Annotated in this window: 17 protein-coding genes and 1 riboswitch; of the genes, 8 read left to right on the top strand and 9 right to left on the bottom strand. The window is 74.5% G+C overall.

Annotation, left to right across the window (positions count from 1 at the left end):
• Positions 1–115: 115 nt before the first annotated feature.
• Positions 116–1,330: a SigE family RNA polymerase sigma factor gene (locus V2S66_RS07210; RefSeq protein WP_330793678.1), complete on the top strand. Its 1,215-nt coding sequence runs from the start codon at positions 116–118 to the stop codon at positions 1,328–1,330.
• Between the two features lie 7 nt (positions 1,331–1,337).
• Here the strand turns inward: V2S66_RS07210 and sucD are convergent, their stop codons facing one another.
• The 5 genes from sucD to V2S66_RS07235 form a co-directional block, all read right to left on the bottom strand.
• On the bottom strand, positions 1,338–2,222 hold the full coding sequence (gene sucD, locus V2S66_RS07215; RefSeq protein ID WP_330793679.1) for a succinate--CoA ligase subunit alpha: 885 nt from the start codon (positions 2,220–2,222) through the stop codon (positions 1,338–1,340).
• A gap of 21 nt (positions 2,223–2,243) precedes the next feature.
• Positions 2,244–3,416, bottom strand: coding sequence for an ADP-forming succinate--CoA ligase subunit beta (sucC, locus tag V2S66_RS07220; RefSeq protein WP_330793680.1), 1,173 nt, complete (start codon positions 3,414–3,416; stop codon positions 2,244–2,246).
• Between the two features lie 311 nt (positions 3,417–3,727).
• A complete protein-coding gene (locus V2S66_RS07225) occupies positions 3,728–4,903 on the bottom strand; it encodes a VWA domain-containing protein (RefSeq protein ID WP_330793681.1) in 1,176 nt (391 codons plus the stop codon).
• Between the two features lie 80 nt (positions 4,904–4,983).
• Complete coding sequence (locus tag V2S66_RS07230; RefSeq protein WP_330793682.1) at positions 4,984–7,476, bottom strand: DUF5682 family protein; 2,493 nt, start codon at positions 7,474–7,476, stop codon at positions 4,984–4,986.
• Positions 7,473–8,657, bottom strand: a complete 1,185-nt coding sequence (locus V2S66_RS07235) for an ATP-binding protein (protein WP_330793683.1) — start codon at positions 8,655–8,657, stop codon at positions 7,473–7,475. The genes V2S66_RS07230 and V2S66_RS07235 overlap by 4 nt, the downstream gene beginning before the upstream one ends.
• 149 nt (positions 8,658–8,806) lie before the next feature.
• Between V2S66_RS07235 and V2S66_RS07240 the strand changes: the two genes are divergently transcribed.
• Entirely contained in the window at positions 8,807–10,189 is a 1,383-nt protein-coding gene (locus V2S66_RS07240; protein ID WP_330793684.1) for an SWIM zinc finger family protein, read from the top strand.
• Between the two features lie 298 nt (positions 10,190–10,487).
• Complete coding sequence (locus tag V2S66_RS07245) at positions 10,488–12,050, top strand: DUF5691 domain-containing protein (protein ID WP_413966322.1); 1,563 nt, start codon at positions 10,488–10,490, stop codon at positions 12,048–12,050.
• A gap of 25 nt (positions 12,051–12,075) precedes the next feature.
• On the opposite strand, the gene V2S66_RS07250 is transcribed toward V2S66_RS07245, so the two are convergent.
• Complete coding sequence (locus V2S66_RS07250) at positions 12,076–12,489, bottom strand: cobalamin B12-binding domain-containing protein (protein WP_330793686.1); 414 nt, start codon at positions 12,487–12,489, stop codon at positions 12,076–12,078.
• Positions 12,490–13,065: 576 nt separating this feature from the next.
• On the opposite strand from V2S66_RS07250, the gene V2S66_RS07255 reads away from it, so the two are divergent.
• On the top strand, positions 13,066–13,920 hold the full coding sequence (locus tag V2S66_RS07255; RefSeq protein WP_330793910.1) for an esterase/lipase family protein: 855 nt from the start codon (positions 13,066–13,068) through the stop codon (positions 13,918–13,920).
• A 139-nt stretch (positions 13,921–14,059) separates the two neighbouring features.
• On the top strand, positions 14,060–15,550 hold the full coding sequence (locus V2S66_RS07260) for a M23 family metallopeptidase (protein ID WP_330793687.1): 1,491 nt from the start codon (positions 14,060–14,062) through the stop codon (positions 15,548–15,550).
• A 43-nt stretch (positions 15,551–15,593) separates the two neighbouring features.
• On the opposite strand, the gene pcrA is transcribed toward V2S66_RS07260, so the two are convergent.
• Complete coding sequence (pcrA, locus tag V2S66_RS07265; RefSeq protein WP_330793688.1) at positions 15,594–18,101, bottom strand: DNA helicase PcrA; 2,508 nt, start codon at positions 18,099–18,101, stop codon at positions 15,594–15,596.
• A gap of 230 nt (positions 18,102–18,331) precedes the next feature.
• Here pcrA and V2S66_RS07270 point away from each other — a divergent pair, with 230 nt between their 5' ends.
• Together V2S66_RS07270 and V2S66_RS07275 are read left to right on the top strand one after the other, a co-directional pair.
• Complete coding sequence (locus V2S66_RS07270) at positions 18,332–19,459, top strand: C40 family peptidase (RefSeq protein WP_330793689.1); 1,128 nt, start codon at positions 18,332–18,334, stop codon at positions 19,457–19,459.
• A 138-nt stretch (positions 19,460–19,597) separates the two neighbouring features.
• Positions 19,598–19,751: riboswitch (cyclic di-AMP (ydaO/yuaA leader) on the top strand.
• 7 nt (positions 19,752–19,758) lie between these two features.
• Positions 19,759–20,796 carry a C40 family peptidase gene (locus V2S66_RS07275; protein WP_330793690.1) on the top strand — a complete coding sequence of 346 codons (1,038 nt, stop codon included), beginning with the start codon at positions 19,759–19,761 and terminating at the stop codon, positions 20,794–20,796.
• 88 nt (positions 20,797–20,884) lie between these two features.
• On the opposite strand, the gene V2S66_RS07280 is transcribed toward V2S66_RS07275, so the two are convergent.
• Together V2S66_RS07280 and V2S66_RS07285 are read right to left on the bottom strand one after the other, a co-directional pair.
• Positions 20,885–21,679 (bottom strand): class I SAM-dependent methyltransferase, encoded by a 795-nt coding sequence (locus V2S66_RS07280; protein ID WP_330793691.1) that lies wholly within the window; start codon positions 21,677–21,679, stop codon positions 20,885–20,887.
• The gene (locus tag V2S66_RS07285; protein WP_330793692.1) at positions 21,676–22,035 is read right to left on the bottom strand and encodes a hypothetical protein; all 360 of its coding nucleotides are present in this window, start codon (positions 22,033–22,035) and stop codon (positions 21,676–21,678) included. The genes V2S66_RS07280 and V2S66_RS07285 overlap by 4 nt, the downstream gene beginning before the upstream one ends.
• A gap of 329 nt (positions 22,036–22,364) precedes the next feature.
• Here V2S66_RS07285 and V2S66_RS07290 point away from each other — a divergent pair, with 329 nt between their 5' ends.
• Positions 22,365–23,450, top strand: a complete 1,086-nt coding sequence (locus V2S66_RS07290; RefSeq protein ID WP_330793693.1) for a C40 family peptidase — start codon at positions 22,365–22,367, stop codon at positions 23,448–23,450.
• Positions 23,451–23,460 lie beyond the last annotated feature (10 nt).

The following is a 23,460-nucleotide window of genomic DNA, read 5'->3' on the forward strand; positions in this document are numbered from 1 at the left end:
ACCCGTTTCGCCCAGGGAACAGGCGGATGGTCGACGTGTCGCCCATGGTGATCACTATGTGTCTTTTTTTCCGACCATCAGACAAACAGATCGGCTCTGCCGCGGGAGCACCACGGTGAGCGGGCGGAAGAGACACGCCGCGGCGAAGCGGGACAGCCGGCCGCGGAAGGCGCAGCGTGCCGCCCCCGCGGCCGAGACGTCCACCGCCCGGCCGCCTGGCCGGGCCGCCCGCCCCGCCGGCACTCCCGCCGCCGCCCCGGCGGCGCCGGAGCACGTCCTCCCCCGCACCGACCGCCCGGCCGCCCCCGAGGCGACCACCGGCGCGGCGACCGAGGCGACCGCCGCACCGACGGTCCCGGTCACCCCCGACGCGCCGGCCACCCCCCATCCGTCCGGAGCCCCCGGGACCCCCGAGGCCGCCGAGGCCCGCGAGGTCCCCGCCGCGCCGGCGCCGCCGCGATGGACCGCCGAGGACGCCTTCGACGCGCTCTACGTCCGCACGGCGGCCGCCCTGCTGCGGCAGACCACCGTCCTGACCGGCGACCCCGCGGCCGCCCACCGCGCCGTGGCGCACGCCTTCGACCTCGCCTGGCAGCAGTGGCCCGACGTGGCCCGCGACACCGACCCCGCCGGCTGGGTCCGCGCGGCGGCACACGAGTACGCCCTCGCGCCGTGGCAGCGGTGGCTCCCCCACCGGGGCTCCGGCCCCCGGCAGCAGCCGGCCCCGGCGGAGCGGTCCGAGGCGGAGCGGTCCGAGGCGGAGCGGTCCGAGGAAGTGTCGGCCGGTGCGGAGCAGGTCGGCGTGGAGCTGTCCGGGGAGGTGCTCGCCGCGGTTGCCGCGGCGCTGCGGGGGCTGGACCCGGCGCGGCGGCGGGCGGTGCTGCTGTTCGACGGGGTGGGTCTTGACCTGGCCGCGGCAGCGGTGGAGAGCGAGGCGTCGACCGGGGCGATGGCCGGGCGGATCGTGCGGGGACGGGAGGAGCTGGCCGCCGCGGTACCGGGGCTGCCGGGGCTGCCCGGGGTGGCGATGGCGCTGGGCGCGCTGCTGGACGCCGGGGGCGAGGCGGCCGAGCTGCCGCAGGAGCCGAAGCGGGTGCGGGACGCGAGCGAGCGCGGCGTCCGGCGCCGTACCGTCGGCGCCTACGCGCTGACCGGCCTGATCGCGGTGCTCACGCTCGTCGTCGTGCTGGTCGGCCCCGGCACCGGCGCGCACGCCTCGGGGCCGGACGCGGGGCCGGGCGCAGGGCCGGGAACGCGGTCCGGCGGCGCCTCCGGAGACGCCGCGGGCCGGCCCCCGTTCGGGGAACCGGCCCGCGACCTGCTGCCGTGACGGAGCGTCAGCCCGCCAGGATCGCCCGCGCGAGGCGCGCGGTCTCGGACGGCGTCTTGCCGACCTTGACGCCCGCGGCCTCCAGGGCCTCCTTCTTGGCCTGTGCGGTGCCGGAGGAGCCGGAGACGATGGCGCCGGCGTGACCCATCGTCTTGCCCTCGGGGGCGGTGAAGCCCGCGACGTAGCCGACGACCGGCTTCGTCACGTTCTTCTCGATGAACGCCGCGGCCCGCTCCTCGGCGTCTCCGCCGATCTCGCCGATCATCACGATCAGGTCGGTGTCGGGGTCGGCCTCGAACGCGGCGAGCGCGTCGATGTGCGTGGTGCCGATGATCGGGTCACCGCCGATGCCGACGGCCGACGAGAAGCCGATGTCGCGCAGCTCGTACATCATCTGGTACGTCAGCGTGCCGGACTTCGACACCAGGCCGATGCGGCCGGGCTTGGTGATGTCGCCGGGGATGATGCCCGCGTTGGACTGGCCGGGGGTGATCAGGCCGGGGCAGTTCGGGCCGATGATCCGGGTCTTGTTGCCCTTGGCCTGGGCGAGCGCCCAGAACGCGGCGGTGTCGTGCACCGCGACGCCCTCGGTGATCACCACGGCGAGCGGGATCTCGGCCTCGATGGCCTCGACGACCGCGTCCTTGGTGAACTTCTCCGGGACGAAGATGACCGTCACGTCCGCGCCGGTGGCCTCCATGGCCTCCTTGACGGTGCCGAAGACCGGCACGTCGCCCTGCTCGAAGGTGACGGTGGTGCCGGCCTTGCGCGGGTTGACGCCGCCGACGATGGCGGTACCGTCACCGAGCATGAGGGCGGTGTGCTTCATGCCGGTGGCGCCGGTCATGCCCTGGACGATGACCTTGCTGTCCTTGGTCAGGAAGATAGCCATGGTGTTCTTGAGTCCTCTTCCTTACTTCGCGGCCAGCTCGGCGGCCTTGTCGGCCGCGCCGTCCATGGTGTCCACGCGCTGCACCAGCGGGTGGTTCGCGTCGGACAGGATCTTGCGACCCAGCTCCGCGTTGTTGCCGTCCAGGCGGACGACCAGGGGCTTGGTGACCTCTTCGCCCTTCGAGGCGAGCAGCGCCAGCGCCTGCACGATGCCGTTGGCGACCTCGTCGCAGGCGGTGATGCCGCCGAAGACGTTGACGAACACGGACTTGACGTCCGGGTCGCCGAGGATGATCTCCAGGCCGTTCGCCATCACCTCGGCGGAGGCGCCGCCGCCGATGTCGAGGAAGTTGGCGGGCTTGACGCCGCCGTGCGCCTCACCGGCGTACGCGACGACGTCCAGGGTGGACATGACCAGGCCCGCGCCGTTGCCGATGATGCCGACCTGGCCGTCGAGCTTGACGTAGTTCAGGCCCTTGGCCTTGGCTGCGGCCTCCAGCGGGTTGGCCGCGGCCTTGTCCTCGAGCGCCGCGTGGTCCGCCTGGCGGAAGGCGGCGTTCTCGTCCAGCGAGACCTTGCCGTCGAGCGCGACGATCCTGCCCTCACCGGTCTTGACCAGCGGGTTGACCTCGACCAGCAGGGCGTCTTCCTTGACGAAGACGACCCACAGCTTCTGCAGCACGTCGGCGACCTGGTCGGCGATGTCGGCCGGGAACTTCGCGGCGGCCACGATCTCGGCGGCCTTCTCCGGCGTCACGCCCTCCAGGGCGTCGACCGGGACCTTGGCGAGGGCGTCGGGGTTCTCCTCGGCGACGACCTCGATCTCCACGCCGCCCTCGACGGACGCCATGGCGAGGAAGGTGCGGTTGGTCCGGTCGAGCAGGAAGGAGACGTAGTACTCCTCCTGGATGTCCGCGGTCTCGGCGAGCATCACCTTGTGGACCGTGTGGCCCTTGATGTCCATGCCCAGAATCGCGTCGGCCTTGGCGACCGCGTCGGCCGGGTCCGCGGCCAGCTTCACGCCGCCCGCCTTACCGCGGCCACCCACCTTGACCTGCGCCTTGACGACCGCACGGCCGCCGAGTCGCTCGGTCACCTCGCGCGCCGCCTCAGGCGTGTCGATGACTTCACCGGCCAGCACCGGTACACCGTGCTTGGCGAAGAGGTCCCTCGCCTGGTACTCGAACAGGTCCACGCGCGTCCGTCTCCCTTTTCCCTGGGCTTGTCAGGCTTGTCAGCTCGGCTGCACTCGCAGGGCCTGCCCGGTGCTTCCCGGGCTGCTCTGGAATCCAGCAGTTCGCAGGCTGCTGCCGCCATCGGGGGATGTGCAGCGCCGCCTGATCGGCTGGGCGTGCCGCTACGGGCAGGGCGACTGCACTGTCACAAGGGAAGCGCACACGGTGACCGAGTACGCGGCATGTCCGTCTTGCAGGTTATCGCCGTGGGCGGCGGCGGCCTAAATCGCGGATCACATGTGCGCGGTGAGAACGGTCACAGATCACCCGGTCACGCCTCTGGTATCGGGAGGGGACGCTTTTCGATCGCGGCGGCCATCACCTCGGGGAAGAGGTCGGGCGTGCAGGCGAAGGCGGGTGCGCCGAGAGCGGCCAGCGCCGCCGCGTGGCTCCGGTCGTACGCGGGCGCGCCCTCGTCGCTGAGCGCGAGCAGCGCCACGAACTGCACCCCCGCGGCCTTCATCGCGGCCACCCGTTTGAGCATCTCGTCGCGGATGCCGCCCTCGTACAGGTCGCTGATCAGGACGACGACGGTGTCGGCCGGGCGGGTGATCAGGCCCTGGCAGTACGCCAGCGCGCGGTTGATGTCGGTGCCGCCGCCCAGCTGGGTGCCGAACAGCACGTCCACCGGGTCGTCCAACTGCTCGGTGAGGTCCACCACGGCGGTGTCGAAGACCACGAGACGGGTGTCGATGGAGCGCATCGAGGCCAGGACGGCGCCGAAGACCGAGGCGTAGACCACCGAGGCGGCCATCGAGCCGGACTGGTCGATGCACAGCACGACGTCCTTCTTCACCGCCCGGTCCGCGCGGCCGTGGCCGACCAGCCGCTCGGGGACGATCGTGCCGTGCTCGGGCAGGTAGTGCCTGAGGTTGGCGCGGATGGTGCGGTCCCAGTCGATGTCGGCGTGCCGGGGGCGGCGGACCTTCGCGGAGCGGTCGAGGGCGCCGCCGAGGGTGGCCCGGGTCCGGCTCGCGAGGCGCTTCTCCAGGTCCTCGACGACCTTGCGGACCACCGCACGGGCGGTCTCCTTGGTGGTCTCGGGCATGGCCTTGTTCAGCGAGAGCAGCGTGCCGACGAGATGGACGTCCGCCTCGACGGCCTCCAGCATCTCCGGCTCCAGCAGCAGCGTGGACAGGCCGAGCCGGTCGATGGCGTCGCGCTGCATCACCTGGACCACGGAGCTGGGGAAGTACGTGCGGATGTCGCCGAGCCAGCGGGCGACCTGCGGGGCGGAGCCGCCGAGCCCCGCGGCACGCTCCTGGCCGCGCCCGCTCGCCCCGCCCGCGCCCGACCCGCTGCCGTACAGGGCGGCGAGCGTGCGGTCCATCGCCTCGTCGGCCCCGTCCAGGGTGTGGCCGGTGCCGTCGGCCGGTCCGCCGCCGAGCACCAGCCGCCAGCGGCGCAGCCGCTCGTCAGCGGCCGCCGTGTCCTGAGTGCCGGTCATCCGTCCGTCCCCCTCGTCGCGTTCTTCCCTGCTCCGCCGCCGCGGCGGCCGGTCCGCCGCCCACTCATCCGCCGGGCCGTTCATCCGCCGGGCCGTTCGGCCAGGTCGGCGCCGGTCATGGCGCCGAGCAGCAGCCGTACGGTCTGGGCCGCCGCGTCCGCGCGGGCCTGGTCGAGGCCGGCGCCGAAGCCGGGCGGGCCGCTCTCGCCGGAGGCCGCCGGGGCGCGGCCGGCGCCCGACGGTCCGCGGCGCACCAGCTCGCCGAGGCTCCGGCGCGCTCCGGACTCGAACTCCGCGAACGTCCGCCGCAGCAGCGGCAGCACGTCCGTGAACGCCTCCGCGGGCACGCCCGCCAGCCATCCGTCGACCAGCGCGAGCAGCCGCTCGTCGTGCACCAGCAGCATGCCGCCGCCGGCGAGGAAGCCCTCGATCCAGCCGGCCCCCTCGACGGGTCCGGCGCCGGTCGACAGCGCGAGGCCCATGAGCCGCGCGGCCTGCGCGGCGGGCAGCCGCCCCTCGTCCACCAGCAGCCGGGCGGCCGCGCCGCGCAGCAGGCCGGGTATCGCGCCGTCGCGGTCCGCGATCGCCCGCAGCACCGCGGCCCACCGCTCGCGCAGCTCGCCCGCACCCGCGCCGCCGCTCTCCGCACCGCCTCCTTCCGGGCTGCCGCCTTCCGCGCCGGCGGCGGCGGGTGGGCGGTCGGGGAGCAGGCCGAGCGCGCGGTGGACCTCGTCCAGGTGGGTGCGCATCTGCCGCGCCGCGTCGGCGTCCAGCCCCACGCAGGCCGACGGGAAGCCGACGCAGATCCGCTCGGCGAGCCCTGCCGCCACCTCGCCGAGCGCGGCGGAGTCCGTACCGCGCACGTCTCCGTAGCGCACCGCGCGGACCAGCGCGGGCAGCGCCGCCGCCAGATGGGCGACGTCCGCGTCCAGGGCGGCGCGGTCGGCGAGCATCCGCATCACCATGGGCAGCGCGTCGGAGAGCCCGGCCTGCAGGCACCACTCGGCGACCGCCGTGACCTCGGCGAGCGTCCCGGCGCGCAGGGCGGCGTCCTGCGCCTTGGCGCTCGCCGCGGCCCGCACGGTGGTGCCCCAGATCCCCGCCTCGGCGACCCGGATCGCGGCCTCCGGCTCCCAGCGCAGCCGCCAGGTCTCGCGGAAGGTGCCCTTGCCGCCGCGGCTCGCCACCGGCTCGCCCCACTCGATGTGCAGCAGCCGCAGCCGGTGCAGCAGGCGGCTGCGGCCGGCGTCGATGTCCTTGCGCAGGTCGAGTTCGAGCTCGCGCTCCAGCGCCTCGGGCTTCAGCCGCAGCGAGCGCTGCTCGCGGGCGAGGTCGCGGGCGAGCGGCACCGCGGGCGCGTCCGGCGGGACCTCGCCGAGCACGTCGCCGACGACGAGCCGGTCGTGGATCAGTGCGAGCGGCACGTCGGAGCCGTCGCACATCACCGCTCTGATCGCGTCGGTGGTCTCGCCGAGGCCGGCCAGCGGGCGGCCGCGCATCGCCGCCAGCGTGTCGGCCAGCCGCACCGCCTCGATGACGTGCGCGGAGGACACCGGGAGGTCCTCCTCGCGCAGCAGCCCGGCGACCTTCGTCATCCACCGGGTCACCGGCCGGTCCTGCGCGGTGAACAGGTGCCGGTACCAGCCGGGGGAGTCGATCCCCGCGCCGTAACCGCTGGCGCGCGACAGCCTGCGGTGCGTCCAGGGCACCCACGTCGTCTCCACCTTGGCCTTGGGCAGGCCCTTGAGCCGGGCCCTGTCCGCGGCCGCGGTGGTTCGCGCGGCCAGCGCGGGCACGTGCCAGGCGCCGCAGACCACGGCGGTGCGGTCGTACGCGCGGCGGGCCTCCCTGATCCGCAGCCGCATGTGGGCCTCCCGCACCGCGTCCTGGTCGTGGCCGCCGTCGCCGTACGTCTCGCGGATCGCCCCCATCGCCTCGGCCAGCGCGGCGAACGGCGCGAGCGCGTCGTCCTCCCCCGCGCGGTGCTCCACGGCGTCCTCCCACCACCGCTCCGGGTCGTCGTACCCGGCGGTCTCGGCGAGCACGGCCAGCGGGTCGATCCGCAGCTGCGCGGCGGCCGCCGGGGCATCCGGCGGCGCGAGCGCGGCGGGCTCACCGGGCGCGGCGGGATCGGGCGGCCCGGTGGGCCCGGCGGGTTCGACGCCCTCGGCGGAGCCGGCGGCGCGCAGGGCGAGCGTGTGGGCGGCCGGCAGGTCGATGAAGCGGAGCTCGGCGCCCGCCTTGGCCGCCCACCGGATCGCCACCCACTCCGGGGAGAACTCCGCGAACGGCCAGAAGGCCGCACGCGAGGGGTCGTCCACGACGTGGGCGAGCAGCGCGACCGGCGGGCGCATCGCGGGGTCCGCGGCCAGCGCGGTCAGCGCGTCCGCCTCCGGCGGCCCCTCGATGAGCACCGCCTGCGGCCGGTACGCGTCGAGGGCGGCGCGGACCGCGCGGGCCGAACCGGGGCCGTGGTGCCGCACGCCGAGCAGCACCAGGTCCTCGTCCGGTCCGCCCCGCGCGGCGGGCGGGGGACCCGCCGCCTCGCGGAGGTCCGTGGTCCGGGCGGTCATGCGGACACCTCCCGGCAGGCGCGGTAGAAGTCCTTCCACCCCTCGCGCTCCCTGACGACCGTCTCCAGGTACTCCTGCCAGATCAGCCGGTCGGCGGCCGGGTCCCTGACCACCGCGCCGAGGATGCCGGCGGCCACGTCCCCGGCGCGCAGCACGCCGTCGCCGAAGTGCGCGGCCAGTGCGAGGCCGTTGGTGACCACGGAGATCGCCTCGGCCGTGGAGAGCGTGCCCGAGGGCGACTTGAGCTTGGTGCGGCCGTCCTCGGTGACACCGCCGCGCAGCTCGCGGAAGACGGTGACGACCCGTCGGATCTCGTCGGCGCCGCGCGGCGCGGCCGGCAGGTCGAGGCCGCGCCCGAGCTGCTCGACGCGGCGGGACACGATGTCCACCTCGTCCTGGGCGGAGGCCGGCAGCGGCAGCACCACCGTGTTGAACCTGCGGCGCAGCGCGCTCGACAGCTCGTTGACCCCGCGGTCCCGGTCGTTGGCGGTGGCGATCAGGTTGAAGCCGCGGACGGCCTGCGTCTCGCTGCCCAACTCCGGTATCGGCAGCGTCTTCTCGGACAGGATCGTGATCAGGGTGTCCTGCACGTCCGCCGGGATGCGGGTCAGCTCCTCGACCCGCGCGATCCGCCCCTCGGCCATCGCCCGCATGACCGGGCTGTGCACCAGCGCGGCCCGGCTGGGCCCGTGGGTGAGCAGCTGCGCGTAGTTCCACCCGTAGCGGATGGCCTCCTCCGGGGTGCCCGCGGTGCCCTGCACGAGCAGCGTGGAGTCACCGCTGATCGCGGCGGCCAGGTGCTCGGACACCCACGTCTTGGCGGTGCCCGGCACGCCGAGCAGCAGCAGCGCCCGGTCGGTGGCCAGCGTGGTGACGGCGACCTCGACGATGCGCCGCGGACCCACGTACTTCGGTGTGATCACCGTGCCGTCCGGCAGCGCGCCGCCCAGCAGGTAGAGGGCCACCGCCCACGGGGACAGGTTCCACCGGGCCGGGCGCGGGCGGTCGTCCGCGGCGGCGAGCGCGGCCAGCTCTCCCGCGAAGGCCTCCTCGGCGTGGGGCCGCAGCGCCTGCTCGTCGCCCGGCCCCGCACCCGTCGCCGCAACCGGCCCGGTGCTCGTCCGCGCGCCGGCTCCGGTGCTGGTCGCGGCGCCGTCGGCGGCGCGCGTCGTTTCGGACATGACTCTCCCCCACTCGCACGTCCGGACCTCTTCGGTCCGGGCTTCCCGTTGCTGGTTCCCACGATGCACCCGACCACTGACAATCGGTCACCGACAGCGATTCGCGCAGGTCAAAGCGATTGTCAGAGGGGGGTTCTACGGTTTTGCGCATGGAGACCGAGGCACGGTGGACGGTCGATCAGGTGCTCGCGCTCGCGCCTGACGACGCATCACGAAAAGCGGGCGCGCGGCTCGCCACGTCCGCGCCGTGGTCCGGCACGGGGGCCGCGGGCTCGGCGCTGTGGGGGCTGTGCAAGGGCAGCGGGAGCAAGCCGTACCAGACGGCCGTGGACGTGAACGGCCCGGCGTTCCGCTGCACCTGTCCGAGCCGCAAATTCCCGTGCAAGCACGCACTGGCCCTGCTGATGCTGTGGGCCGAGGGGGCGGACGGGCCGGTCGGGGCCGGCGCCGCGCCCGACTGGGTGGAGCAGTGGACGGCGGCGCGGCGCAAGAAGGCGGAGGACGCCGGCGCGCCGCCGGCTGCGGCCGCCGCGGCCGGTGGCGAAGGGGCCGGTGAGGGGGCCGGGCCGGCGCAGGAGACGCCCGCCCGGGAGGCGGCCCGGCGACGCGCCGAGCGGCGCGCGGTCCGCGTCGAGGGTGGCGCGGTCGAGCTGGAGCAGCGGCTGACGGATCTGCTGCGCGGCGGTCTGGCCGGCGCGGACCGGGCCGGCTACCAGCCCTGGGACGAGATCGCCGCCCGCATGGTGGACGCGCAGGCGCCGGGTCTGGCCTCGCGGGTGCGGGAGTTGGGGGCGCTGGCCGGGACGGGGGGCGACTGGCCGTCGCGCATGCTGGAGGAGACCGGGCTCCTGCATCTGCTGGCCCGCGGCTATCTCGGCCGCGAGGGGCTGCCGAAGCCGCTGGCCGGCACGGTCCGCACCAGGATCGGTTTCACCGTGGAGACCGCTGAGGTGCTGGCGGGCCCGCTGGTGCGCGGGCGGTGGCTGGTGCTCGCCCAGTACGACACGGCGGACGACCGGCTCACCACCCGGCGTATCTGGCTCCACGACGACGAGACCGGACGCTTCGCGCTGCTGCTCTCCTTCGGGCCGGCCGGGCGCGCACCCGACCTGGTGCTGCCGGTGGGGGCGGTGCTCGATGCCGAACTGGGCTACTACCCCTCGGCGTTGCCGCTGCGCGCGGCGCTCGGCCCGCAGTACGGCACCGGTCTGCTGTCACCCGGCGCCCCGCCGGGGGTCGGGGTCGCCGCCGCGCTCGACTCCTACGGGACCGCCCTGGCCGACGATCCCTGGCTCGACGAGTGGCCGGTGATCCTCTCCGGCGTCGTCCCCATACCCTCGGCCACCCGCTGGCAGCTGGCCGACGCCGACGGCGACGACGCACTGCCCCTCGCGGGCAGCGCCCCCCACTGGCGGCTGGCCGCCCTCTCCGGCGGCCACCCGCTCACCGTCTTCGCCGAGCTGACCCCCACCGGCGCGAAGCCGCTCGCCGCCTGGCCCGCGGGCGAGGCCGCACCGGTCGCGCTGCCGTGACCCCCGCGGGTCGCGGCGCCGTGCGCGAGGCCGCCCGCCGGGGGCGGCCGGGGGTGGCGGCTGAGGTGCAGCGGCCCCGGTGCGGCGCGAGGCCGTTCCGTCAGGCGCGCGGGGAGCCGCTCCCCCCGGGCTTCGCCCGGGAGGGGCCCCCACGGCCGCGAACCGGCCCGCGGGACGCCACCGCCCCTTGGGGGGCGGCCCGGTTGGCGGTCTCCCGAGGCGGAAGGCAGGAGGCGCGCGCGAAGGCGCGATGAAGGGAGGGACCCGGAATGGGAACGGGAACGGAGGGAGTGCGGGGATGAGCGTGACCTGGGACGACCTGGTGGGGACCGCCCTGCTGGGGACGGAGCGGCGGCGGCCGGCCGGCGTGGTGGGGGACGCCGAGGAGGCCGCCGGCGGCCTGCTGGACGCGGCGGCCGGCGGTGCGGTGCGGCGCAGGGCCGGCGTGCGGGCGGCGGTGGCGGGTGAGCGGCCGGCCGCGGCGCCCGAGGACCGCCGGCCGCGGCTGCCCGAGGCCGCCAGGCGACGTCTGGAGATGCTGCTGACCGACCGCGCGGGCCGCGGCTCGACGCCGAATCTCGCCGAACTGCTGCCTCAGTGGCTGGCCGCCGCCCGGCGCGAGGGTTACGCGGCGCCGGCCGCCGCGCTGCCCGCGCTGCTGGACGCGGCCAGATCCCGTACCGATCTGCGGGCTGACGCGCTGACCCTGGCGGGACCGCGCGGGCTGTGGCTGGCCGCGCTGAACCCGGACTGGCGGTTCGCGCTGCGCGCCGGGCAGGGCGCGGCGCCGGCCTCGGACGGCGGCGCGGAGGAGGACGCGCGGCTGTGGGAGGAGGGGCTCTTCGCCGAGCGGGTCGCGCTGCTCACCCGGATTCGGCTCGCCGATCCCGCGCGCGGCCTGGCGCTGCTGGGCTCGTCATGGCGCGCCGAGCGCGCCGAGGACCGGCTGCTGTTCGTGGACGCGCTGCGCACCGGTCTGTCGGCGGCGGACGAGGAGTTCCTGGAGCAGGCGCTGGCCGACCGCAGCCGCAATGTGCGGGCGACGGCGGCCGAGTTGCTGTCGGCATTGCCGGAGTCGGCGCTGGCCGGGCGGATGGCGGCGCGGGCCCGCAGTTGCGTGTCGCTGGGCGCCGAGGGCGTCATCGTGGAGGCGCCGTACGAGTGCGACGCCGCGATGGAGCGGGACGGGGTGGCCAGGAAACCGCCCAGCGGCCGGGGCGAACGGGCCTGGTGGCTGGGCCAGTTGGTGGAGGCGGCACCACTGGCGAGCTGGCCGGGTCGGTTCGGCGGCCGCACCCCGCAGGAGATCGTCGCTCTGCCGGTGCTGGACGACTGGCAGCCGGACCTGCACGCGGCCTGGTGCCGGGCGGCGGTGCGGCAGCGGGACGCCGCGTGGGCGCGGGCGCTGCTGGGGCCGCCGCCGAGGCCGTCCGCGCCGGTCGCCGCGATCGGGGACCCGGCGAAACTGCTGTCGATCCTCCCGGCGGCGGAGCGTGCGGCGTGGGTGGCGGAGTTCGTCGCCACGCACGGCCTGGCGGACGCCTTCCAGATGCTCGGCGTGTGCGCGGTTCCGTGGGCGGCGCCGCTCGGCCGCGCGGTGGTGGACGCGCTGGACATCGCGCGGGACGCGGGCAGTTACCCGTGGAGCTTCAGCGGGGTGATGGGCCTGGCCGAGCGCTGTCTCGACCCGGCGGCCGCCGAGCAGATAGCCGTGCTGACCCCGGCCGGGGACGATCCGCGTGACGGTGCGCCGGGCGCACGCGCCTACTGGAGCGAGGCGTTCCAGCGGCTCGCCGGCACGCTGCGGCTGCGCGCGGTGATGCTCGCGGAGCTGCGCCCGGGCACCGCCGACGCGGGTTGACCGCCCCGGCCGCCCCGGGAGGGGATCAGGTCTGCGCGGGCTGCCGGATGTTGGCGCGGACCCAGGCCACGACGTCACCCGTGGACGTGCCGGGCGTGAAGATCGCGGCGACGCCGAGCTGCTTGAGCGGCGGGATGTCGGCCTGGGGGATGATGCCGCCGCCGAAGACCTTGATGTCCTCGGCGTCGCGCTCCTTGAGCAGCTCGACCACCTTCGCGAAGAGCGTCATGTGGGCGCCGGAGAGGATGGACAGGCCGATCGCGTCGGCGTCCTCCTGGATGGCGGTGTCGACGACCTGCTCGGGGGTCTGGTGCAGGCCGGTGTAGATGACCTCCATGCCGGCGTCGCGCAACGCCCGCGCGATGACCTTGGCTCCGCGGTCGTGGCCGTCGAGCCCCGGCTTGGCGACCACCACGCGGATCGGTCCGGACACTCCCATCACTGCCTCCATGCCTGCGGGGGTACGGCTCACGGCGGAGCACTGCGTGAACGAACGTTATCGCCCGTGGCTGGGCGCCGACAGTTTTACGGGATGCATGGAGGGGGAAATCACATGAGAATGGAAGGCAGCCCCCCAGCGGGGGCGTCACTCGGGCCCGCCAGGCCCCCCGGGCGAAGGACGCGCGCGGAGGCCGTCCCACCGGGCCCGGCCGCCTCCCTGGAGCCGCAGAGGGGCGGAGGAAGCACCGAGCCGCTGTTCAGGACGGCGCGGCGGCGCGTTCACGGCCTCAGGGGTGTGAGCACGGGACGCGACGCCCGTACCGGCCAGGAGGTGTGTGCCATGGCCGACCGGATTCCGGATCTCTCCAGGTCAGCGAAGCGTGCGACGCCCACGACGACGGACACCGCGCCCCCGGGGCCGGCGGGGCCGCGCCGGCCCGTCCCGACCGCACCGTCCGTGGCGCTCGCGTCACCTCTCGCCGCGCCCGGAGCGGGGCCCGCACCGGCCGGGGACCCGGCCGACCCGGGGTCCGCCGACCCGCCGCCCACCGCGCCCGCCGGCGCCAGTGAGGAGCTGTCCCCGCTCTCGGCGGTGCGGCACGGCGCGTGCCTGGTCAGGGCCACCGCGATCGACCTGGCGATCCTCGCCGCGCACCTGCTGCTCTACCCGACCGGGATGCTCCCCGAGCACCCGCCGCGGATCGTCCCGAGGGACCCGGCGGCCGATCCCTACGCGGTACCGGGCACCCCTGCCGGCGGCGCCGCCGACCTGCTCTCGGTGCCCGCCGTGGGCGGGACCGCCGCGCACCCGCCGGTCCTGCTGCTGCACGGCTTCGTCGACAACCGCTCCGCGTTCGCCCTGCTGCGGCGCTCGCTGAGCCGGCACGGCTGGACGCACGTCCAGGCGGTCAACTACTCGCCGTTCACCCCCGACCTGCGGGCCGCGGCGGAGCAGCTCGGCGCGCACGTGGAGCGCACCTGCGAGCAGACGGGCCGGCGCCGCGTCGACATCGTGGCGCACAGCCTGGGCGGCCTGATCGCCCGGTACTACGTGCAGCGCCTCGGCGGTGACGCCCGGGTGCGGACGCTCGTCACGCTCGGTACACCGCACGCCGGAACCCGGGCCGTGCCGTCGTTCACGCCGCACCCGCTGGCGCGGCAGATGCGCCCGGGATCACCGGTGCTGAGCGAGCTGGCGGGATCGGCGCCCGGCTGCCGGACCCGGTTCGTGGCCTTCTGGAGCGATCTGGACCAGTTGATGATCCCGGTCGGGTCGGCGCGCCTCGAACACGCCGACCTGCTGGCCGAAAACGTCCATGTCACCGGAATCGGGCACCTCGCCCTCCCGGTGCACGCTCCGGTGGCCGCCGAGATCCGCCGGGCGCTGGGCGGACGACTCCTCGCCGGCGTCGAAACCCACGCCGCATAACGGGCACATAACGGTCGAATATCGCCCGAACACCGGGCAAGTCGGGCGTCGGTTCCAGGGAGAAGGTTGTCCCCGCCGGATACCGAGGGCTACAGTCGCCGCTAATTCTCCTGCTGCCGAGGCGAAAGAGAAGCTGGCGGTGAACGAACGTCACGAGTCGGGGTACGCCCCTGACTACGACGCCTACGGGTACGACCCTTATTCCACGGGGACCTACCAGACCGTCGGCACCGGCTTCGCCGACGACACGGCGACCGGAACATATGCGTACATTCCGCAGCAACAGCCGTACGGGGTCTACGACCAGGGCCATCCGCAGGACCCGGCGCAGTCCCAGGCGCAGGGCTACGGCTACCCGCAGCAGCAGGCGTACGAGCCGCCGGCCGCGCAGAGCGGCTGGGACACCGGCCGCTACCAGGGCTACGACCTCTACGCCTACGGCCAGAGCACCGCGCCGACGGCGACCGGCACCGCGACGTACTACGACACCGGCACCTACGTCGGCCTCACCGACTTCCCGCAGGCGCCGCTCCAGATGGAGCAGCCGCAGCAGGACTGGGACTCCGGCGCCTACCCGGCCTACGGCTACGGCACCGGATACGCCACCGGCTACGGATACGGCGCCTCGGGCGACACCGGGGTGTACGAGCAGGTGGCGCCGCCGGTCCAGGAGCCCGCGCCCGCCGCGTACCACACCGAGCACGACGCCGATCACTACGCCGGCGACGCCGCCGCCGACTTCACCGCGGCGGACTTCGGTGAAGCCGACCTCACCGCGCACCTCGACGAGACCGCGCACCTCGACGAGACCGCGGACCCGTACGCAGCCTTCGTGGACCGGGACGACGAGCCGGTGCGGCACGACTACGCCGGCGACGGGTTCGGCGGCGGCGACGTCCCTGCGGCCCGCAGCCGGCGCCGCAAGCCCGCCAAGCGGTCGGCGCTGCTGACCGTCGCGGTGCCCTCGGTGGCCGTCATGGGCGTCGCCGCGGTCGGCGCGGCCGCGGTGACCGGGGTCGGCATGGCCCAGGACACCTCCAGCAGCCAGGCCGACGCCGCGACCGGCAAGGCGCCCACCACCCAGCTGGACCGGCAGCTCGCCGGGGTCAGCCGCGACGCCGACGACTTCGCGTCACGCGCCAGCCGCTCGCAGGAGAGGCTGGACCTGAAGGAGCGCCAGGCGGCGGCGAAGAAGGCCGCGGAGGCGGCGGCGGCGCGCAAGGAGGCGCTGCGGCCGAAGTTCGTGCTGCCGGTGACGCAGAAGGGGCTGAGCGCCTACTTCGGGCAGGCCGGCGTCAACTGGATGGCGCTGCACACCGGCATCGACTTCCCGGTGCAGGTCGGCACGCCCGTGATGGCGGTGACCGACGGCACGGTCCGCACGCAGTGGAACTCCTCGTACGGCAACATGGCCATCGTCACCGCGCCCGACGGCACGGAGACCTGGTACTGCCACCTGAGCAGTACGAAGATCCGCTCGGGCAAGGTGAAGGCGGGCACGGTGATCGCCTACTCGGGCAATACCGGCAACACCACCGGCCCGCACCTCCACCTAGAGGTCCGCCCGCACGGCGGTCTGCCCATCGACCCGCTGCCCTGGCTGCTCGCCCACGGCCTCGACCCGCGCTGAGCGGCTTCTTCGCCGTCGGCTCTGACCCCCGCGGCTGCGGGGGTCAGAGCTTCTGCACCGGCGCGTACCGCAGCAGCAGCTGCTTGGGGCGCTCGTCGCCGAAGTCGATGGTCGCCTTCTCGTCGCCCGGACGGCCGGTGACGGAGATGACCGTGCCCAGGCCGAACTGGTCGTGGGTGACGCGGTCGCCGACCGCCAGGGAGATCACCGGGCGGTCGCCGCTGGACCTGCGGGTGGCGAAGCCGCCCGCGCCGCCCTTGGAGCGGGCCGCCAGGGTGGACGACAGCGAGGCGGCGGCCTTGGAGACCGCGCCGCCCGAGGAGGCGCCGCCGGAGCCGGGGCCGCCGAAGGAGCCGCCGGTCCGCTTCCACTCGATGAGCGGGACCGGGATCTCCTCCAGGAAGCGCGACGGCGGGTTGTACGAGGGCTGGCCCCACGCGCTGCGCATCACCGAGCGGGTCACGTAGAGCCGCATCCGGGCCCGGGTGATGCCGACGTAGGCGAGCCTGCGCTCCTCCTCCAGCTCCTTGACCTGGCCGAGCGCGCGCATGTGCGGGAAGACGCCGTCCTCCATGCCGGTCAGGAACACCACCGGGAACTCCAGGCCCTTGGCGGTGTGCAGCGTCATCAGGGTGATCACGCCGCCGGAATCGGTGTCGTCGTCCGGGATCTGGTCGGAGTCGGCGACCAGGGCCACGCGCTCCAGGAAGTCGGAGAGCGTGCCGGTCTCGTCCTCGGCCTGCTCCTGCTCGAACTCCAGCGCGACGGCGGCGAGTTCCTGGAGGTTCTCGACGCGGGTCTCGTCCTGCGGGTCGGTGGACGCCTGCAACTCGGCGAGGTAGCCGGTGCGTTCCAGCACCGCCTCCAGGACGACCGCGGGGCCCGCGCCGGACTCCACGATGGTGCGCAGCTCGTCCATCAGCGTGTTGAACCGCTTGACGGCGTTGGCCGAGCGGGCGGCCATGCCGTACGCCTCGTCGACGCGGCGCAGCGCCTGCGGGAAGGAGATCTGCTCGCGCAGCGCGAGCGCGTCGACCATCGCCTCGGCGCGCTCGCCGATGCCGCGCTTGGGGACGTTGAGGATGCGGCGCAGCGGCACGCTGTCCTCGGGGTTGGCGAGCACCCGCAGGTAGGCGAGCACGTCGCGGACCTCGCGCCGCTCGTAGAAGCGGACGCCGCCGACGACCTTGTACGGCAGGCCGACGCGGATGAAGACCTCTTCGAAGACCCGGGACTGGGCGTTGGTGCGGTAGAAGACGGCGACGTCGCCGGGGCGGGCGTCGCCGGCGTCGGTGAGCCGGTCGATCTCGTCGGCGATGTACTGGGCCTCGTCGTGCTCCTGGTCCGCGACGTAGCCGGTGATCACCGGGCCGCTGCCGGACTCCGTCCACAGGTTCTTCGCGCGGCGGCCGGCGTTGCGCTCGATGACGGCGTTGGCGGCGGACAGGATGGTCTGGGTGGAGCGGTAGTTCTGCTCCAGCAGGATGGTGCGGGCCTGCGGGTAGTCCTCCTCGAACTGGAGGATGTTGCGGATGGTGGCGCCGCGGAAGGCGTAGATCGACTGGTCCGCGTCACCGACCACGCACAGCTCGCCCGCCTCGTCGCCGGTGCCCACCAGCTCGCGGACCAGCGTGTACTGCGCGTGGTTGGTGTCCTGGTACTCGTCGACCAGGACGTGCCGGAAGCGCCGCCGGTAGTGCTCGGCGACGTCGGGGAACGCCTGCAGCAGGTTGACGGTGGTCATGATGATGTCGTCGAAGTCCAGCGCGTTGGCCTCGCGCAGCCGCGACTGGTAGAGCGCGTACGCCTCGGCGAGCTTCTTGTCGAAGGGGTTCTCCGCCTGGGCGGCGAAGGTCTCCTCGTCGATCAGCTCGTTCTTGAGGTTGGAGATCTTGGCGCTGAAGGACTTCGGCGGGAACTGCTTGGGGTCCAGGTCCAGGTCGCGCTGGCAGACCAGGGCCATCAGCCGCTTGGAGTCGGCCGCGTCGTAGATCGAGAAGGACGAGGTGAAGCCGAGCTTCTTGGACTCGCGGCGCAGGATGCGCACGCAGGCGCTGTGGAAGGTGGACACCCACATCGCGGCGGCCCGGGGGCCGACGAGCTGCTCGACGCGCTCCTTCATCTCACCGGCGGCCTTGTTGGTGAAGGTGATCGCGAGGATCGAGCCGGGGTGCACCTGGCGGGCGCCGAGCAGGTAGGCGATGCGGTGGGTGAGCACCCGGGTCTTGCCCGACCCGGCGCCCGCGACGATGAGCAGCGGGCCGCCGGCGTGCTGCACGGCCGCGGCCTGCTGCTCGTTGAGCCCGTCGAGCAGCTGCGCGGGGTCGGTGGCCGGGCGCGGCGCGCCGTCCCGGTAGTGGGCGTCGCGGACCGGGGGCGCGCCGTCGAAGCGGTCGCCGAACAGGTCGTGCGGGACGTCCTCGGGGGCCGGCAGGTCCGGGTGCGCGTCGTCCTCCGGCGGCGGCGCGCCCTCGGCGTCGGAGGGGCTGTGGGCCGGTCCGTGGGACGCGTCGAGTCCGGCGAGGAAGTGTTCGTCAAAGAGGCTGCTCATCGCCTCCCGATTCTAGGCGTCCGCACCGACACCGCGACGCCGTCCCGGCAAAGCCGGCCCCGGCCTCGCGGTAGCCCGATCGCCACCGTGCGTGACGACACGTCCGGTTCGGCGGAAGATGACGAAAAGGTATCGGGCCTATCGGACATCGCTCTTCCCTGCAACGGCGGGGTTTGGCTACGGTTCCGCACCAGCCGCTCCGGTCAGCGTCCGAGAGGAGTCCGTCCGTCATGGCGACGCACCGTAAGGCCCGTACCGCGCTGCTCGGCACCCCAGGCCCCCGCACGGCGGTCGGGATCACGACGGCGGCACTGGCGACCGTGACCCTCTTCGGGGAGAGCGCGAGCGCCACCCCGGCCCCCGCCGGGCCGGCGCAGCCGAGCATCGCCCAGGTGAAGGCGAAGGTCGACGGGCTGATGCACCAGGCCGAGGTGGCCACCGAGCACTACAACGGCGCCAAGGAGCAGACCGACCGGCAGAACGCCACGGTCGACAAGCTGCTCACCGCCGCCGCGCAGAAGACCCAGGCGCTGAACGACTCGCGCCGCACGCTCGGCCAGTTCGCCGCCGCGCAGTACCGCAACGGCGGCGACACCACCACCAGCCGCTACATGCTGGCCGACGATCCCCAGGCGCTGCTGGACCAGCTGCACCTGACCGACCTGATGAACCGGCGGCAGCGGGCCGCGGTCGAGACCTACCGCGTCCGGCAGGTCGCGGCCACGCAGCAGCGCGTCGAGGCGGCGAAGAGCCTGGCGACCCTCACCGCGCAGCAGGCGAAGCTGCGGACCGCGAAGCAGACCGTGCAGACCAAGCTCGGCGAGGCGCAGCACCTGCTCAACAGCCTCACCGCGCAGGAGAAGGCGCGGCTCGCGGCGCTGGCGGCCCAGCAGGAGGCCGAGGCGAAGGTGAAGGCCGCCGCGCTCGTCGCGCGGCAGAAGGCGGCGCGGGCGGCGGCCGTCAAGGCGGCCGCCGCCAAGGGCGCCGCTCCCCCGTCGACGAGCACCTCGTCGGTCGCGGAGCAGGCCATCGCCTTCGCGCAGCAGCAGATCGGCAAGCCGTACGTGTGGGGGGCGACCGGGCCCGGCTCGTTCGACTGCTCGGGGCTGACCCAGGCCGCGTACAAGGCGGCGGGCATCGACCTGCCGCGGACCACCTACGACCAGGTGGACGTCGGCACCCGGGTCTCCGAGGCCGACCTGCGGCCGGGCGACCTGATCTTCTTCTACAGCGACGTCAGCCACGTCGGCCTCTACATCGGCGACGGCAAGATGATCCACGCTCCGCACACGGGCACCGTCGTCAAGGTCGCGCCGATCACGGAAATGCCCTTCTACGCGGGAGTTCGCCCGTATTGAGCACCGGTGGGACGCCCACGGATCGTAAGATCACGGAGCGATCTCGGTCACATTGCGATCGAAACTTCCCAAGACTCACAGAAGTTGGCTACGGTAACCGGCTAGGTGACAGACCTTCCGCCGGGGAACGCCGGCAGCCTGCCGCCTCCGCTCAATCCGGCCGTGAGGCCGGAGCCGGGGACCCACTGCATTCCGGGGTGAATCGGGCCGGTGCCGCGAGGCGCAGGACCGTAGGGCGACCTTTCCCGTCCGAACCCGTCAGCTAACCCGGTCGGCGGTTCACGGAAGGAGTCGCCTCCTTGGCGTCGCACCGCAAGCCGCGCACCCGAATACTCGCCTCCGCCGCGCCGCGCGCGGCGGTCGGAGTCACCGCAGCGGCACTGGCGTCGGTCACCTTGATGAGCGAGAGCGCGAACGCGGCGCCCGCCAAACCCTCGATCTCCGAGGTCAAGAAGGAGATCGACACGCTCAACCAGCAGGCAGAGGTCGCGACCCAGCAGTACGACCAGGCGACGGAGCAGACCGCGCAGGCGCGCACCAAGGCCAACCAGTTGCTCACGCAGGTGGCCCAGAAGACCCAGAAGATGAACGAGACCCGGCGCGTGCTCGGGCAGTTCGCCACCGCGCAGTACCGCGACGGCGGGCTCGACCAGACCACGCAGCTGCTGCTCTCCGACGACCCGGAGCAGTTCCTCGAGCAGTCGCACATGCTCGACCGGCTCTCCAGCACGCAGGAGCAGGCGCTCCAGACCTTCAAGGTCCAGCAGGAGCAGGCCACCATCCAGCGGTCGCAGGCCACCGCGAGCCTCAACGAGCTGACCACCGCGCAGGGCAGGCTCGCCGCGCAGAAGAAGAACGTCGACGCGAAGCTCGCCGCCGCGCAGAAGCTGCTCAACAGCCTCAACGCCGAGCAGCGCAGGAAGCTCGCCGCGCTGACCCCCTCGACGGCCTCGGCGACCGCGCACTACACGTACAACGGCCCGGCGAGCGGCCGCGCCGCCGCCGCGATCCAGTTCGCCCTGGCGCAGCGCGGCAAGCCGTACGCCCGCGGCGCCACCGGCCCCGGCGCGTACGACTGCTCGGGCCTGACCCAGGCCGCCTACGCCGCGGCGGGCGTCAACATCGGCCGCACCACCTGGGACCAGGTCAAGGAGGGCGTCGCGGTCTCCGAGGCCGACCTGCGCCCCGGCGACCTCGTCTTCTTCTACTCCGGCATCTCGCACGTCGGCATCTACCTCGGCGGCGGCAATGTCGTGCACGCGCCGCACACCGGGGCGACCGTCGAGGTCGCCCCGATGAGCTGGATGCCGTTCGCGGCCGCGCGCCGCGTCGCGTAGCCCCCCGGCACGCGGGCGGAGCCCGGACCGGTCCACCCGGTCCGGGCTCCGTCGCGTCCGGCCGCCTGCGCGCGCCCTCGCGGGCGGCTCAGTGCAGCACCAGCAGGTCCATCACGCTGACCGCGGGCCCGGCCGGGTCGGCCGCGCGCAGCCGGGCGGCGCCGCGGGCGAACGCCGCGTCGTCCAGCGCCCGCAGCTTGGAGTCGGCGGCGCGGCTCAGCGTCCGCGCGTACGTGCCCACGTCCACCGCGTTGCGCTGGGCCAGCGGGCGCAGCGCGCGCCGCGCGAAGCCGGCCGTCGCGAAGGCGGCGACGACCTCGTCGACGGTCGGGTACGTGGTCTCGATGTCGCGCGCGGTCTCCGGGAAGAAGCGGACCCGGATGTCGCCGGCCGCCCGCCCGGGAAAGGCGTTGCGGATGAGCACCGGCGCGCCGGGCCGCAGCGCGCGCCGCAACTCCCGTGCGGCGGCGGCCAGATCGGGGATGTGGTGCACGACCGAGCCCAGCCAGGCGGCGTCCGCGCAGGCGTCGGGCACCGGCAGCGCGGCAGCGGTCCCGTCCAGCGGCTCGACGGCGCCCGGCAGTTCGGGGATGAGCGCGCGCATCGCCGGCGCCGGCTCGACGGCCAGCACCCGCACCCCGAACCAGTCGTGGAAGGCGGACGCGAAGCCGCCGGTGCCGGCGCCGACGTCCAGCAGCGTCATGCCGGGCGCGAGCGCGGCCTCCTCGGCGACGGCGGCCCGCCATTCGGCGAGGCCCTCGCGCGGGATCTCCCGGGCGCGGCGGTACTGCTCCGCGGTCGCGGCGTCGTAGCCGGCCGCCCGGTGCGCGGGGTCGGGGCGGGGCGCAGGGTCGGGGCGGGGAGTGCCGTCGGGGCGGCTCACGTCCACAGCACCGCGATGAAGATGTTCACGGCGGTGAGGGCGCCGACCGCGGCGAAGAGCCGGGTGTCCACGCGCTCCTCGTCGCGCTGGACGTACACCAGGCCCAGGATCACGATCAGCACGGCGAGCTTGACGCCGAGCTTGGCACTGCTCGGGTGGTGGTCGTCGGCGTGCGCGACGCCGACCAGGGCGACGCCGGTGACGAGCATGGTCAGCGCTCCGTAGAGCATCCCCGGCACGAACCGGACCTGCCCGCTCCTGTTGCCCATCACGGGGAGCTGGGTGAGGAAACCGCCGAGCAGCCCGGCTATCCCGATGATGTGCAGGCCGACAAACACGTTGAGGAGGGTGTCCATATCAGCTGACCCTAGCGACGCCCTTAGCACGCTCGCCGGGCCGGGGTGAGCGGACCGGCTGATCTGTCAGGTCGGGTGGGGATACGGGCGGGTCACCCGTCGAACGGCGGTCGGGAGCGGTCCCGCGGTGGACGAAAGACGGCAGTCCCGGTCTCCGTACCCGCGCCGCCGCCGGGTCAGGTTTAACGTCGCTCTCCAGGCGGCCACCCCTCATCGGGGCGCCCTTTCCGGGCAGCACGGCCGCCTCCGCCGAGGTCCGGCGGCGACCCGTCCCCCCGTGCGGGCGCCGCCGGACCCCCGGACCCCCTCCGGAAGGAGTGACGGCCGCCATGGCCTCACACAGTCGTCCGCCCGCACCGCGCGTCACCGTCCGCAGGGTCCACCGCACGGCCGTCACGCTGGCGCTCGCCTCGGCGGCGTCCGTGCCGCTGTTCGGCGCCGGCGCCGCGCAGGCCGAGCCGCGGCTCAGCCGGGCCCAGGTGCAGGCGAAGGTCGCCGAGCTGTACCGGGAGGCCGAGCAGGCCACGCAGGCGTACGACGGCGCCGCGCAGCGGGCCGACCAGGAGAGTGCGGCGGTGGACCGGCTGCAGGACGAGCTGGCGAGGAAGACCGCGCGGCTCAACGCGGCCCGCGACGCGCTCGGCACGGTCGCCGCCGCGCAGTACCGGGCCGGCTCGCTCGACCCGACGCTGCAGCTCGCGCTCGGCTCGGCGCCGCAGGACTACCTCGAACAGGCGGGCATGCTGCACCAGTTGGGCACCCGGCAGACCGCGGCGCTGGCCGACCTGGCCGCGCAGCGGCGCGACATCGCGCGGACCCGCGGCGAAGCGGCGGGCACCCTCGCGTCGTTACGGTCGGCGCAGGGGCAACTGGCCGCGCGCCGGCGGACGGTGCAGGACACGCTGGCCCAGGCGCAGGCGCTGCTCGCCTCGTTGCGCCCGGTCGACCGGGCCGCCGTCGCCGCCGCGGACACCGCTCCCGCGCCCTCCCACGGCGCCGCCGCCACCCGCGCCGCGACCCGCACGCCGCTGTCCGGCAGCCCCGCCGCGGCGGCCGCGGCCCCCTCCGCACGCGCCGCCGCGGCCGTCGCCTTCGCCTACCGGGCGCTCGGCCTGCCCTACGTCTGGGGGGCCACCGGCCCGAACGCGTACGACTGCTCGGGACTGACCCAGGCCGCCTGGAGGGCCGCGGGCGTCTCGCTGCCCCGCACCACCTACACCCAGATCGACGCCGGCGCCCGGATTCCCGAGTCCCGACTGCGCCCCGGCGACCTGGTGTTCTTCTACTCCGGCATCTCGCACGTCGGCCTCTACATCGGCGACGGCCGGATGATCCACGCCCCGCACCCCGGGGCGCCGGTGCGGGTCGCCCCGATCTCCGAGATGCCCTTCGCCGGCGCGACCCGCCCCGCCTAGCCGCGCCTCA

It is taken from the genome of Actinacidiphila polyblastidii (assembly GCF_036353415.1).
GTDB lineage: Bacteria > Actinomycetota > Actinomycetes > Streptomycetales > Streptomycetaceae > Actinacidiphila > Actinacidiphila polyblastidii.